At 63.4% G+C, this 12,594-nt stretch carries 14 protein-coding genes; 10 read left to right on the top strand and 4 right to left on the bottom strand.

Features of this window, described 5'->3' with window-relative positions:
• Nucleotides 1-74 precede the first annotated feature (74 nt).
• Both CXP40_RS03125 and CXP40_RS03120 read right to left on the bottom strand, forming a co-directional pair.
• The gene (locus CXP40_RS03125; protein ID WP_106732541.1) at nucleotides 75-1,022 is read right to left on the bottom strand and encodes an alpha/beta fold hydrolase; all 948 of its coding nucleotides are present in this window, start codon (nucleotides 1,020-1,022) and stop codon (nucleotides 75-77) included.
• A gap of 92 nt (nucleotides 1,023-1,114) precedes the next feature.
• Nucleotides 1,115-2,014, bottom strand: coding sequence for an AEC family transporter (locus CXP40_RS03120; protein WP_106732540.1), 900 nt, complete (start codon nucleotides 2,012-2,014; stop codon nucleotides 1,115-1,117).
• Between the two features lie 273 nt (nucleotides 2,015-2,287).
• Here CXP40_RS03120 and CXP40_RS03115 point away from each other — a divergent pair, with 273 nt between their 5' ends.
• Complete coding sequence (locus CXP40_RS03115; protein ID WP_106732539.1) at nucleotides 2,288-2,671, top strand: hypothetical protein; 384 nt, start codon at nucleotides 2,288-2,290, stop codon at nucleotides 2,669-2,671.
• An 87-nt stretch (nucleotides 2,672-2,758) separates the two neighbouring features.
• On the opposite strand, the gene CXP40_RS03110 is transcribed toward CXP40_RS03115, so the two are convergent.
• Both CXP40_RS03110 and CXP40_RS03105 read right to left on the bottom strand, forming a co-directional pair.
• Nucleotides 2,759-3,880: a fatty acid desaturase gene (locus tag CXP40_RS03110; protein WP_177429619.1), complete on the bottom strand. Its 1,122-nt coding sequence runs from the start codon at nucleotides 3,878-3,880 to the stop codon at nucleotides 2,759-2,761.
• Nucleotides 3,838-4,920, bottom strand: coding sequence for a ferredoxin reductase (locus CXP40_RS03105; protein WP_106732537.1), 1,083 nt, complete (start codon nucleotides 4,918-4,920; stop codon nucleotides 3,838-3,840). Before CXP40_RS03105 ends, CXP40_RS03110 begins: the two co-directional genes overlap by 43 nt.
• 148 nt (nucleotides 4,921-5,068) lie before the next feature.
• On the opposite strand from CXP40_RS03105, the gene CXP40_RS03100 reads away from it, so the two are divergent.
• The 9 genes from CXP40_RS03100 to CXP40_RS03060 all read left to right on the top strand — a co-directional run bounded on the left by CXP40_RS03100 (nucleotide 5,069) and on the right by CXP40_RS03060 (nucleotide 12,500).
• Entirely contained in the window at nucleotides 5,069-5,704 is a 636-nt protein-coding gene (locus tag CXP40_RS03100) for a TetR family transcriptional regulator (protein ID WP_106732536.1), read from the top strand.
• 163 nt (nucleotides 5,705-5,867) lie between these two features.
• Nucleotides 5,868-6,368 carry an urease accessory protein UreE gene (ureE, locus tag CXP40_RS03095; RefSeq protein WP_106732535.1) on the top strand — a complete coding sequence of 167 codons (501 nt, stop codon included), beginning with the start codon at nucleotides 5,868-5,870 and terminating at the stop codon, nucleotides 6,366-6,368.
• A gap of 34 nt (nucleotides 6,369-6,402) precedes the next feature.
• Nucleotides 6,403-7,077 (top strand): urease accessory protein UreF, encoded by a 675-nt coding sequence (locus CXP40_RS03090; RefSeq protein ID WP_106732534.1) that lies wholly within the window; start codon nucleotides 6,403-6,405, stop codon nucleotides 7,075-7,077.
• 16 nt (nucleotides 7,078-7,093) lie between these two features.
• Nucleotides 7,094-7,708: an urease accessory protein UreG gene (gene ureG, locus CXP40_RS03085; protein WP_013713893.1), complete on the top strand. Its 615-nt coding sequence runs from the start codon at nucleotides 7,094-7,096 to the stop codon at nucleotides 7,706-7,708.
• A gap of 20 nt (nucleotides 7,709-7,728) precedes the next feature.
• Nucleotides 7,729-8,301, top strand: a complete 573-nt coding sequence (locus CXP40_RS03080) for a HupE/UreJ family protein (RefSeq protein ID WP_106732533.1) — start codon at nucleotides 7,729-7,731, stop codon at nucleotides 8,299-8,301.
• Between the two features lie 188 nt (nucleotides 8,302-8,489).
• Nucleotides 8,490-9,404: a glycerophosphodiester phosphodiesterase gene (locus tag CXP40_RS03075; protein WP_106732532.1), complete on the top strand. Its 915-nt coding sequence runs from the start codon at nucleotides 8,490-8,492 to the stop codon at nucleotides 9,402-9,404.
• Between the two features lie 514 nt (nucleotides 9,405-9,918).
• Nucleotides 9,919-10,533 carry a LysE family transporter gene (locus CXP40_RS03070; protein ID WP_099522685.1) on the top strand — a complete coding sequence of 205 codons (615 nt, stop codon included), beginning with the start codon at nucleotides 9,919-9,921 and terminating at the stop codon, nucleotides 10,531-10,533.
• 236 nt (nucleotides 10,534-10,769) lie between these two features.
• Entirely contained in the window at nucleotides 10,770-11,357 is a 588-nt protein-coding gene (locus CXP40_RS03065) for a TIGR00730 family Rossman fold protein (RefSeq protein ID WP_041976613.1), read from the top strand.
• 207 nt (nucleotides 11,358-11,564) lie between these two features.
• Complete coding sequence (locus tag CXP40_RS03060; protein ID WP_106732531.1) at nucleotides 11,565-12,500, top strand: DUF808 domain-containing protein; 936 nt, start codon at nucleotides 11,565-11,567, stop codon at nucleotides 12,498-12,500.
• Nucleotides 12,501-12,594: the final 94 nt, after the last annotated feature.

Here is a 12,594-nt window from a genome sequence, read left to right as displayed (position 1 = left end):
GAAACGCGCCAGCCATTAACGGCAAGCCTTTCATCGAACAAAATCAAGCACTTGGAAAGTACCGTGCTAGAGCCTCAGCGCAGCAGAAAAGCAACCAGCACTGCAACGGTGCGCTGGGCGTCCTCTTCTTGGGGCACATGGCCAAGGTCATCGAACAGCACCAGCTGGCTGCCCTCGATGTCAGCGGCGAAGCGCTCGGCATTGTCCGGAGGAATCAACCGGTCACGCGCGCCCCAGATGATCAGCGTAGGCAATTGCAGTTCGCCGATACGCTCGTGCAGCTCACCGCTGGGGGCCTGAGCGAAGCGCTGGCGCAAGGCCTGACGGTTCCCCTCGCGCAACGTCAGTTGGTAGTAGCGCTCGACCAGTTCATCGTCGACTTTGTCCAGATCGCCATAAACGTTGCGCACGCTCGACTCGATCATGCTCCGCGGCAACAAGCGGCTCATAAGCGGCGCCAAGGCCGGGATGCCTGCCAGGCGAAAGCCTATCGGTACAGACTCGGCGTTGCGCGGATAGCCGGCCGCGTCCACCAGCACCAGACGTGCGCTACGTTCGGGATGGGCCAGGGCAAAGCGCCAGGCCAACTGGCCACCGAAACTGTTGCCGACCAGCACGACACGGTTCACCCGTAAATGATCGAGCAGGGCGAGGAGAAACGCCGTGTAGTGCTCGACGTGGTAATCGCCATCGACGAATGGCCCGGTGAGGCCGAAGCCGGGCAGATCCACACTAATCACCCGGCGCCGTGGGGCCAGTTCCTTCACCCAGCCTTCCCAGGTGTGCAGGCTGGCCGACGTGCCGTGCAGCAGCAGGATCGGCTCGGGGTCATCGCGTCGGCCCTGATCACGAAGGTGTACCGACATCCCATCGATGTCGACGAACTGCGACGGCGGTGGCGCCCAGCGGGCCTTGAGCTCGTCCAGAGGGCGGTCCGGCGCCCAGTTGAGGGCGACGAAAGCGGCGAGAGTCAGCCCGAATACCAGCAACAGGCCGAGCAGCACACGGGCGAGACGTTTCATCTGGGCAGTCCTGAACGCAGCGGAAGCACGATGCTAGTCGGCCACTGCGAACACGCCTATCGCCCGGAAGAGGGAATCGCCAGACAGAACAATCAGAACCCGACCACCAGCATCCACAACGGCAGTGAAACCGCAGCCAGCAACGTCGACAGCGAGATTGCCGCGCTGACACTGCGACTGTCCTCCGCACTGCGGGCAAAAGCCATCACGTTGACCCCGCTGGGACAAGCAGCAAGCAGCACCAACACGCTGCGCGCAGTCTCGTTGAGGCCAGGTAGCTGGCCGCTGAGCCACCACACCAGCGCAGGGAAAAGCACCAGCTTGGCCAATGCCACGCCCCAGGCCTCGCCGGTCGGGCGCAGGCGATAGCGCGACAGGCTGGCGCCGAGCACGATCAGCGCGCAGGGCAGCGCAGCCTGGCCAAGCCAGGTGATCGCCCGCCACAGGCTCTCCGGTACCGGCAGCGCGGAGACGTTGAGCAGCGCCCCCAGTCCCAGGCCGATGATCATCGGGTTGGCCAGGTTCTTCAGCAGCGCGCGACCGTCGACGCGTTCCTGGCTGCCGAAGGCGGTGTAGAAACTGTGCAGGGAAAACAGCGTGAGGCTGTGAAACACCAGGATGGCGAACACGTAGAGCAGGCCGTCGTTACCCATCAGGCTGGCGATCAACGGAATGCCCACCAGCACGTTGTTGGAGAACGCCGCCACCAATCCCAGCGGCGTCGCCGTACCACGCCGCCAGTGCGCCAACACGTTGACCACGACGAACACCAGCAGTACAGGCAGGTAATAGGCCAACAACAACATCGGCGACAGACCTTCGGCCAGCGATGCCTTGGCGATACCCGCGAACAGCAGCGTCGGCATGAACAGCTTGAAGGTGATGTTGGCCAGGCCAGTCGCCGACTCGCTGGTGAGCCACTGACGCCAACCCAATACATAGCCGAGAACGATCAAAGCGAAGATCGGCAAAATTGCCTGTGCCGCGAGCATTGCTGAACCTGCCTCCAGGGAACTGCAAAAGAGGACGGATCGAGCACGACCCGCGAGGGGCGCCAAGCATACGCGCGCCCGACATCCAGCGCGATGCTTTGCCAAACATTCGTCGCCACGCTTAACACCCGGCCACAAGCCACGAGATAGAGCCCCTCGATCAAGTATTGAGGGCATCGATGTTCACTATCAGGTCAGTCAAGTTCCTATCTGCACTCATGTCCTCAAGAATTGACTCCGAAGCCACTTATTACTCCCTACGGAGACATCGACATGAAAACTCAACTGACCCTAGCCGCCCTGGCCCTTAGTCTGATCACCACCAGCGTATTCGCCGCCCCGAGCAGCGCTCCTTTCCCTCTGGTGGGCGAAGCCAAGGACAGCCAGGTGCAACAGCAACCCGTCGCACCGCTGGCCGAGAACGGCTCCGAACGTACACCGGGTAATCAACGTATCCAACTGGCCGAAGATGGTTACGACCGTACTCCCGGCAGCCAGCGCATTCAGCTGGTAGAAGGTGGCTATGAGCGTACCCCTGGTGCCCAACGCGTTCAGTTGGCCGAAGGTGGTTACGAACGTACTCCTGGCGCACAGCGTGTACAGCTGGCCGAAGGCGGCTCTGATCGCCTGATCGAACAACGTGGACGCACTGCATAAGTGCTATCGCAACACCCCAAGCCCGACACAGGCCGGGCTTTTTCATGCCTGCGATTTATAGGCGAGCGCGCACTGGCACGCTGCGAGTCACGCCGTCCCTGCAGAGGGCAAGCGGTAGATCCAGATACGTCGCAGCACAGTCGAAAACTGCCCCCACAAGGTGCCGCAGTTGTAATGCTGGCCATGACGTTCGGCGATCAGGCGCACCTCACGCGCCAGTTCGGCATAGCGCCGCGCGGGCAAATCCGGGAACAGGTGATGCTCGATCTGATGGCTGAGGTTGCCGGTCAGAATATGCAGCAGCGGCCCACCGGACAGGTTGCTCGAGCCGCGCAGTTGCCGCAAATACCAGTGCCCGCGCGTCTCCCCTTGCAATATTTCTGGCGCAAAGACCGCCGCCTTCTCGGTGAAATGGCCGCAGAAGATCACCAGAAAAGTCCATAGATTACGCAGCAGATTGGCCACCAGATTGCCCGTCAGCACAGCCATGGCATTGGCACCGAGCAGCAAGGCCAGCAGCGGAAACGCCAGATAGTCCTTGCCCCACTGCCGCGCCAGCTTGGCACCGAACTGACGCGCCAGCGGACGCACCTCCTCCTTGCTGATGCGGCCTTTTACCAGTTTGTCCAGGCGCAAGTGCTGGATCGCCACCGCGTACTGGAACAGCAGCGCCTGGATCGTCACCCACAGCGGCTGCCAGCGGTAGAAAGGCTTCCAACGCTGCTCCGGGAACAGCCGCACCACGCCGTAGCCAACGTCATCATCCATGCCCAGCACGTTGGTGTAGGTGTGATGCACATGGTTATGGGTGTGCCGCCAGAAGTCAGCGGGGCCGACGATGTCCCATTCATACTGGCGCCCGGCGAATTCCGGGTCGTTCATCCAGTCGTACTGGCCGTGCATCACGTTGTGACCCAGCTCCATGTTCTCGAGGATCTTGCCCAGACCCAGCAAGAACGTACCGAGCAGCCAGGTCGGTGGGAACCAGCCAAACATCAGCAGCGCACGGCCAGCCCAGCAGCACAGGCGCACCACACCACGCACACGGCGGATGTAGCGCGCATCGGCCTCGCCCAGGTCGGCCAGCGTGCGCTGGCGCAACGCATCCAGCTCCTGGCCTAAGGCTTCGAGCTCGACAGGGGTCAACTCACGATCGGGACGATGGCTCACAGGTCGATCTCCACATCCCCATGCGGGGCGCTGACACATAGACGGATGGACTGCCCCGGTTCGGCGAACAGTTCACCGCTACGCAGATCACGCACCGTGCCGGCCAGCAGCAAACAGGTACAACTGGTACAGATACCCTGACGGCAGCCATGAGCTGGACGCAGCCCGGCAGCTTCGGCCTGCTCCAGCAGACTTGCATTGCTGCTGCCGGAAACCCGCTGCCGACTCCGGGCGAAGCTCAAGCGGACTTCGCCAGCCGCCGTTTCGGCCAGCATCGGAAGCGGACTGAAGCTTTCCGATTGCAGGCTGCTCCCGCGTCCGGCGTCATGCCACCAGCCACATGCCTGCTCGACGAAACCACGCGGACCACAGACCCGCAGATGATCGCCCGGCAACGCAGCCAGCCGTTCGGCGGACAGGCGATCACCCTCGCCACTGAAAAGCCAGTGCACCTGGAAGTTGGCATGACGTGCCGCCAATGCCTGCAGCTCTTCGGCAAAGGCCTGTTGCCCCTGACGGCGCACCTGATGCAGCAGTGTCACCGGTGCAGTGAAGCCACGCGCCAGAGCGTCACGCAGCAGGCCGAACAATGGCGTGATGCCGCTGCCTGCTGCCATGAGCAGCACAGCCCCTTGCTCCTGAGGCCAGGCGAACTCACCGAATGCCTGGCCCAGCTCGATCACCTCACCCACCTCCAGATCGAGCAGCAGATTGGACAGGCGCCCACCCGGCTGGCGTTTGATCGCGATCTCGATGCGCCCGTCGTCTGCCACCGACGTCAGGCTGTAACTGCGTCCGTGACGCACGCCGTCCTGCTCCAGATACAGCTGGACATGCTGCCCGGCTCGCCAGTCGCGCGCATTGCCATTGCAGCGCAGTTGCAGTGCCAGCATGTCGTCGGCGACCCAGCGGCGCGACTCGACCTGCGCGAACACACGATTGAGGCGCAGCGTCGGGTGCAACTGGCGCAGGCATAGATCGACATCCGCCTCACGCAGCCAACCACCGTCACAAAGCCTACGTAGCGGCCGCAGATAACCCGCAACCCAGCGCGCCCCAGAAAGGGAAAATAAAGCCATTCAATAAATCCAGTGAACACTTGTGCACAAGACTGACAGAAAGCACGATTTTCAGTCAACAGTTGTTCACCGAACGATGCCGGCTCGGTTCGACGCTGGCGCTGCGCATTTGTTAGAGTGCGGCATCGCTCAACGACCCTGATCTCGCATGACGCCACGCGCCGAACAAAAGCAGCAGACCCGCCAAGCCCTGATGGCTGCCGCCCTCACGCTGATGGAAAGCGGCCGCGGTTTTGGCAGCCTGAGCCTGCGTGAGGTGACGCGTGTCGCCGGCATCGTGCCCACTGGCTTCTACCGCCATTTCGCCGACATGGACGAACTCGGCCTGGCACTGGTGGCGGAAGTCGGTGAAACCTTCCGCGCGGCGATCCGTCAGGTGCGCCGTCACGAGTTCGAGATGCGCGGCATGATCGACGCCTCGGTGCGCATCTTCCTTGCCGAAGTGGCCGCCAATCGCGCCCAGTTTCTGTTCCTCGCCCGCGAGCAGTACGGCGGCTCGCAACCGGTGCGCCAGGCCGTTGCGGCCCTGCGCGAACGCATCACCAGCGACCTGGCCGCCGACCTCAAGCTGATGAACCGTATGCCGCACCTCGACGATGCAGCGCGCGACGTGGTGTCAGACTTGGTGGTGAAGACCGTATTCGCCACCCTGCCCGAACTGATCGACCCACCCGCTGAAACCCTGCCGGCGCACCTCACCGCAGAAGCCAAGGTCATTCAGCAGCTGCGCTTCATCATGGTCGGTGGCAAGCATTGGCTGGGGCTGGGCAAGCCCTCCGACTAGAGCGCACCAAAATCGCTCACCCCTAACAAAAACGCACCAAATCAAAACTGACCGCCTCGCCAAGTTATCCACAACAGGCTTGAACGCCCCGCCTTGCGCCACTCTTCAGCCTTGGCAAGCCACTTGCACTATTTCCGGGCACATTGCCCCGGAATAGATACGCATGTTGGTGATCCACTCCCGAATCGCGCCACAGAGCGCCTGCCACGCTGAACTGGAACTGACCTTCGAAGCCCGCAGCAAGAGCCGCCTGCGCTGTTTCACCACTGACGGTGAAGAGGTAGGCCTGTTCCCTGAGCGCGGCCAACCGGCGCTGGCCGATGGTGAGTGCCTGCTGGCCAAGGACGGGCGCATCGTCAAGGTACGGGCCAAGGCCGAGCCGCTGCTGCACGTGACCTGCGCCAGCCCCTTCGAGCTGATGCGCGCCGCCTACCACCTGGGCAACCGGCATGTCGCCCTGCAACTGGGTGACGGCTGGCTGCGCCTGCCTGACGACTACGTGCTCAAGGCCATGCTCGAACAGCTCGGTGCTACGGTCGAAGCCGTCGAAGCGCCCTATCAGCCAGAGCAAGGCGCCTACGGCGGCGGCCATCACCATTCCCATCACGGCGATGAAGAATTCAACTACGGTCCGCGCCTGCACCAATTCGGGGTACGCAAGTGACGCTGCCCCCATCGAGCCTGGCAAAGGCAACGCCATGAAACCAGCCTGGGCATTGTTGCGCCTGGCCAGCCCGCAGCTGCCCATTGGCGGCTACAGCTACTCGCAAGGCCTGGAATGGGCCATCGACAGCGGCCTGATCACCGATGCCGCAAGCGCCGAGTGCTGGCTGGCCGATCAACTGACGCTCAACCTCGCCCGCTTCGAAGCGCCGCTGCTACTGGCTCACTGCCGCGCCGCAGACGAGGGCGACTGGCCGCGCCTGCAGCAACTGGCCGAGCAGCACCGCGCCAGCCGCGAGACACGCGAGCTGGCTCTGGAGAGCCGGCAGATGGGTTACTCGCTGCGGCAGTTGCTCGAAGGTCTACCCGAACTGGACGAGGCGGCGCGTGAAGCACTTGCTGCCCAGGACGAACCCGGCCTGGCACTGGCCTGGGCCCTGGCCGCACGCGCCTGGCAGATCAGCCCGGACGACGCCCTCGCTGCCTGGCTGTGGGGCTGGCTGGAAAACCAGCTCGCCGTGCTGATGAAGGTGTTGCCGCTGGGTCAGCAGGCCGCCCAACGCCTGACCAGCCGCCTGCTACCGCAGCTCGATGCCGCCCAGCAGCAAGCCGCCAACCTTTCCCCTGAACACTGGGGCAGCGCCGCCTTCGGCCTGGCCCTGGCGAGCATGGCGCACGAGCGCCAGTACTCACGTCTCTTCCGCTCCTGACGAGGAACAACAGCACATGAACAGCCAACCCCTGCGTGTCGGCATCGGCGGCCCGGTCGGTTCCGGCAAGACCGCTCTGACCCTGGCCTTGTGCCGCGCCCTGCGTGAGCGCTACAACATCGCCGTGGTCACCAACGACATCTATACCCAGGAAGACGCCCAGTTCCTGGTGCGCAACGAGGCCCTGGAGCCCGAGCGCATCATCGGCGTGGAAACCGGCGGCTGCCCGCATACCGCCATCCGCGAAGACGCCTCGATCAACCTGGAGGCCGTCGAACAACTCAACCGCCGTTTCCCCGGCCTGGACCTGATCATCGTCGAATCCGGTGGTGACAACCTGTCCGCCACCTTCAGCCCTGAGCTATCCGACCTGACCCTGTACGTGATCGACGTATCGGCCGGCGACAAGCTGCCACGCAAGGGCGGCCCGGGTATCTGCAAATCCGACCTGCTGGTGATCAACAAGGTCGACCTCGCGCCCATGGTCGGCGCCTCGCTGGAGGTCATGGAGCGCGACACGCTGAAGATGCGCGGCGACAAGCCCTTTGTCTTCAGCAACCAGAAAGTCGGCCAGGGTCTCGACGAGATCATCGCCTTCATCGAACGCCAGGGCATGCTCACCGCGGCCTGATTCCACTCAAGGAGAACCTCATGAATCTGCGCAAAACCCTCTACGCCATCGCACTGTTCTGTACCCCGGTGCTGGCCTTTGCTCACCCCGGGCACGGCGACTCCGGGCTGATGGCCGGCCTGGCTCACCCGGTGTTTGGCCTGGATCATCTGCTGGCGATGTTCGCCGTCGGCCTGTGGGCCGCGCAACAGAGCGGTGCGGCGCGCTGGGCGCTGCCAGTGACCTTCGTTGGCACCATGCTGGTCGGCGGCCTTCTCGGCTTCGCCGGTGTGGAAATCCCGCTGATGGAGACCGGCATCGCCGGTTCGGTTCTGGCCTTCGGCCTGCTGGTGGCCGTGGCTGCACGCCTGCCCATGGCGGTATCCGTTGCCCTGACCGCGCTCTTCGCCCTCACCCACGGCGTCGCCCACGGCCTGGAACTGCCTGATCTGGCCAGCCCCTTCGGTTACGCCATCGGCTTCATCGTCGCCACCGCGGCGCTGCACGCCATCGGCTTCGCCCTGGTGCGTTTCCTGCCGCAAGCGGCGGCACCGCTGGTGCGTATCGCCGGTGCAGCCTCGGCAGCGACCGGTGTCTGGTTGCTGGCTAGCTGAAGAGCCGCAGCCAATAGCGGCTGCCGTGGTGCGCGCAGCGCACCCTACCCCCGTAGGGTGCGCCATGCGCACCGACTCCGACGCGCCCACTGCCAATACCGCTCTTGGCGCTCCCCCTTCTGCCGCAATGCTTGCCAATGCCTCTGTAGTGGGGCACAAAGTCCCGAACCGCTTTCGAGACCCGGCCCATGCTGCGCATCACCCGATTTCTGCTCGTACCGCTGCTGCTGATCGGCGTCGTCGTGCTGGTGCTCACACTGACCAGCCGCCCGTCGAGCACGCCTGCAGTGCTCGAAGACCTCGGCGAGCGCCCTCTGGTGATCGCCCATCGCGGTGGCAAGGGGCTGTGGCCGGAGAACACCCTGTTCGCCTTCGAACGCGCCACCGCTCTCGGCGTCGATATGCTGGAGATGGATCTGCACCTGAGCCAGGACGCCAAACTGGTGGTGATCCACGATGACACCCTGGAACGCACCACCAATGGCCAAGGCCCGGTCGTGCACTTCAGCCTCGCCGAACTGCAAGCGCTCGATGCCGGCTACAAATGGACGGCCGATGGCGGTCAGAGCTATCCCTACCGTGGTCAGGGTACGCGCATTGCCGCACTGGAAGAGGTGTTCGAGCGCTTCCCATTGATCCCCAAGGCGCTCGAAATCAAGGTTCCCGATGTCGGTATGGAAGCTGTGCTCTGCGAAATGCTGGCGGCTTACGACCAACTCGATCGGGTCATTGTCGGCAGTTTTCATGAGCGCAGCCTCAAGCGCTTCAGGGAGCTCTGCCCGGAGGTCGCCACCGCAGCCGGGCCGGTTTCGGTGCGCCTGCTACTGGCGCTCAACTGGCTGGGACTGAGCGACCTGCTGTCGCCTTCCTACCCGGTGCTGCAGATACCCCCCGAGCACAGCGGCCTGACCCTGGCCACACCGCGGCTGGTTCGCAACGCACAGGCACGCGGCCTACAGGTACATCTGTGGACGATCAACGAGCAACCCAGCATGCGCGCGCTGCTGGAGATGGGCGTCAATGGCCTGATCACCGACTATCCGGATCGCGCCTTGCAGTTGTTGGGGCGCTCCACCCAGCTCGGTGCGCTGACCGAAGACTAAGCGCACAGCGCGGGCAAACACTGACTCGACGTGTGCCAGCGCGCGCCATCACCAGCTTATCCACAGACTCATCAACAGATTCAGGGGATAATCTTCACCCTGCGATTGACCATCAGAAAAAACACTGGACAAACGCACGTAATCCACCCCCTTAGCTGCGCCCACAACGGCCTGATCAAAAAAACGCCAAAGCGCTGAAGCGCTCGCCAGCAAAGGGCTACGACAAGGCTTACAGAAGTTATCAACAACATCACCCACAGCTCTCGTGGACAAACGCAAAGCTCGACTAAAGCTTCCCGAAAACATGTCAAGTCTCTGTGTTCAAAGGGAAAATGCCACTGATCAAATCTTCATCAGCACCCTGAAAACGGCGCCATTTAAGCCCCGCAGACAGGCACCACCAGCTTATCCACAGTTATTCCCACAGGCTTCGTGGAAAACTTTATTTTCCCCACCTGGCATGCTGCCTGCTTAGGCGAGTAGCCTTCGTTTCCCTGCCTAGTAAGGACGCTTCATGTTCAGTTTCTTCCTCGCCGCCATGCTGCTTGGTTTCGTGTTCAACGCCGCTCCGGGTGCCGTGTTCAGCGAAACCCTGCGCCGCGGCCTGCGTGACGGCTACAGACCTGCGCTGCTGGTGCAGATCGGCTCGCTGGTGGGCGACGCCACCTGGGCCGCACTCGGCCTCACCGGCCTGGCACTGCTGCTCGACAGCGCACAGATTCGCTACCCGCTGACGCTGGCCAGCGCGCTCTATCTGGCCTGGCTTGGCTATCAGTCGCTACGCGACGCCCATCGCCCGCCACAACCCAGTGACGATGGCCAGGTCGCTGCCGGTGGCGCTTTTGCCGCGGGCGCGGCGTTATCGCTGACCAACCCGCAGAACATCGTCTACTGGGCGGCGATGGGTGGTGCGATGGCCGCCATCGGTGTCGCCCAGCCGACACCCATGCATTTGGCGGTATTCTTCGCCGGGTTCATGGTGTCGTCGATCCTCTGGTGCTTCATCTGCGCCGGCCTGGTGGACTGGTTCCGCCGCGCCGCCTCGCTGCTCTGGCACCGCCTGACCTATGCAGCCTGCGGCGTGGTGCTGCTGGGCCTGGCCGGGATGAGTGCGCTGGAACTGGTCTGATCGCACGGCGGCTATCGCCATCATCGAAACAATCTAACGGCGCGGCGCCGGCATCGGGACTAGCCTGAACAGCATGTCCCCGCGTCAGGAAGCCGCGCCATGTACCTCAACGACCTGCTCAAGCAACTGCTCGCCAGCTACGCCTGCGCTACCTGCGGCATTGATACGCGGCACTGACACTTGGTGGCTGCGTAGCGACTGGTTACCCTTGGCGCATTCAGCCAAGGAGTTCGTCCATGTCACTGCGTAGCGTCTGCGTCTTCTGTGGAGCCAGCCCCGGCGCCAGCCCTATCTACCGCGAAGCCGCCGAAGCGCTGGGTCAGCACCTGGCCGAGCGTGGCATTCGCCTGATCTACGGCGGCGGCGCCGTCGGCCTGATGGGTGTGGTCGCCGACGCGGCGCTCAATGCCGGTGGCGAAGTGATCGGCATCATCCCGCAAAGCCTGGAGCGCGCCGAAATCGGCCACCGCGGTCTGACCTGCCTGGAAGTGGTGGATGGTATGCACGCACGCAAGGCGCGCATGGCTGAACTGGCCGACGCCTTCATCGCCCTGCCCGGCGGCCTCGGCACCCTGGAAGAACTGTTCGAGGTCTGGACCTGGGGCCAATTGGGTTATCACGCCAAACCGCTGGGCCTGCTGGAAGTGAATGGCTTCTACAGCAAGCTCGGCGACTTCCTCGATCACCTGGTTGCCGAGCGTTTCGTCCGTGCGCAGCACCGCGAGATGCTGCAAATTGCCGATAGCCCGCAAAACCTGCTCGACGCCCTGAGCGAATGGCGCCCCAGCGCGGCACCGAAGTGGGTGGATCGCGCGCCCGTCTGAGCCTATACGCAGACATGTAAGAACCTGTTCACGATCTCGCGAGCTAGAGCCATACAAGGCAAAAACAGGCGAGGAAGCGGAGTTTACGAGCTGTAAATGAGCATTCCGAGCCTGTTTTTAACGCAGTAGGGCCGACGCGCAGCAGATCGTGAACAGGTTCTAACACAATGCTACGCTCTGCGGTCTCTCCCCCACGGAAGCCGCAACATGGCCGGAAGCAGCCTGCTCGCCCTGATCGACGACATCAGTACCGTACTCGACGACGTCGCCACCATGACCAAGATCGCCGCGCGCAAGACCGCCGGCGTGCTCGGTGACGACCTCGCGCTCAATGCCCAGCAGGTCACAGGCGTACGTGCAGACCGCGAGCTGCCGGTGGTCTGGGCGGTCGCCAAGGGTTCGCTGCTGAACAAAGCGATTCTAGTGCCGGCCGCCCTACTGATCAGCGCCGTGGCGCCCTGGCTGGTTGTGCCGCTGCTGATGCTCGGCGGCCTGTTCCTCTGCTACGAGGGCGCCGAAAAACTGTTGCACAAGCTGCTGCACCGCCATGGGGAGGACGACAAGCAGGCACGCCTGGATGCCATCGCCGACCCCGAGGTCGACCTGGTGGCATTCGAGCGCGAGAAGATTCGTGGCGCCGTGCGCACCGACTTCATTCTCTCGGCGGAAATCATCGCCATCACCCTCGGCACCGTCGCCGCTACCAGTTTTCTCAATCAGGTGCTGGTGCTCAGCGGCATCGCGCTGGTGATGACCGCCGGGGTTTATGGGCTGGTCGCCGGCATCGTCAAACTGGACGACGCCGGGCTCTATCTAAGCCAGCGCACCAGTGCCTTCGCACAGGCCTGTGGTCGCGGCATCCTGCGCCTGGCGCCCTGGTTGATGAAGACGCTGTCAGTGGTTGGCACAGCAGCGATGTTCATGGTCGGTGGTGGCATTCTCAGCCACGGCCTGCCGCCGGTAGAGGCAGCGGTACACCACGCAGCCGAGTGGGTGGCGCGCGATGCCGGGCACCTGCTGTCGCTGCTCGTCCCCACCCTGCTCAATGCGCTGTTCGGCATCCTCGCTGGCTTGCTGACACTGCCGCTGGTCAGCCTGTGCGGCCGCCTCTGGCAGTCGCTTCGGCCCGCCAAGGCCGAGTGAAAAGATCAAAGCGTGTGCAAACGCCTGCGGCCCTTGCCCCGCGCTGCCTGGAGGGATTCCCCCCAAGCTTATCCACAGCTTGCTCCACGTTTTT

The sequence above is a fragment of the Pseudomonas sp. YY-1 genome, assembly GCF_002843095.1.
Lineage (GTDB): Bacteria > Pseudomonadota > Gammaproteobacteria > Pseudomonadales > Pseudomonadaceae > Aquipseudomonas > Aquipseudomonas sediminis_A.
This window is presented reverse-complemented; position numbering and strand designations above follow the sequence as displayed.

Coding starts and splice junctions, on each gene's coding strand:
- CXP40_RS03110 (WP_177429619.1), bottom strand. CDS start 3,880: ATGTGTCAGCGCCCCGCATGGGGATGTGGAGATCGACCTGTGAGCCAT.
- CXP40_RS03120 (WP_106732540.1), bottom strand. CDS start 2,014: ATGCTCGCGGCACAGGCAATTTTGCCGATCTTCGCTTTGATCGTTCTC.
- CXP40_RS03080 (WP_106732533.1), top strand. CDS start 7,729: ATGAATCTGCGCAAAACCCTCTACGCCATCGCACTGTTCTGTACCCCG.
- ureE (WP_106732535.1), top strand. CDS start 5,868: ATGTTGGTGATCCACTCCCGAATCGCGCCACAGAGCGCCTGCCACGCT.
- CXP40_RS03060 (WP_106732531.1), top strand. CDS start 11,565: ATGGCCGGAAGCAGCCTGCTCGCCCTGATCGACGACATCAGTACCGTA.
- CXP40_RS03125 (WP_106732541.1), bottom strand. CDS start 1,022: ATGAAACGTCTCGCCCGTGTGCTGCTCGGCCTGTTGCTGGTATTCGGG.
- CXP40_RS03100 (WP_106732536.1), top strand. CDS start 5,069: ATGACGCCACGCGCCGAACAAAAGCAGCAGACCCGCCAAGCCCTGATG.
- CXP40_RS03065 (WP_041976613.1), top strand. CDS start 10,770: ATGTCACTGCGTAGCGTCTGCGTCTTCTGTGGAGCCAGCCCCGGCGCC.
- ureG (WP_013713893.1), top strand. CDS start 7,094: ATGAACAGCCAACCCCTGCGTGTCGGCATCGGCGGCCCGGTCGGTTCC.
- CXP40_RS03115 (WP_106732539.1), top strand. CDS start 2,288: ATGAAAACTCAACTGACCCTAGCCGCCCTGGCCCTTAGTCTGATCACC.
- CXP40_RS03075 (WP_106732532.1), top strand. CDS start 8,490: ATGCTGCGCATCACCCGATTTCTGCTCGTACCGCTGCTGCTGATCGGC.
- CXP40_RS03090 (WP_106732534.1), top strand. CDS start 6,403: ATGAAACCAGCCTGGGCATTGTTGCGCCTGGCCAGCCCGCAGCTGCCC.
- CXP40_RS03105 (WP_106732537.1), bottom strand. CDS start 4,920: ATGGCTTTATTTTCCCTTTCTGGGGCGCGCTGGGTTGCGGGTTATCTG.
- CXP40_RS03070 (WP_099522685.1), top strand. CDS start 9,919: ATGTTCAGTTTCTTCCTCGCCGCCATGCTGCTTGGTTTCGTGTTCAAC.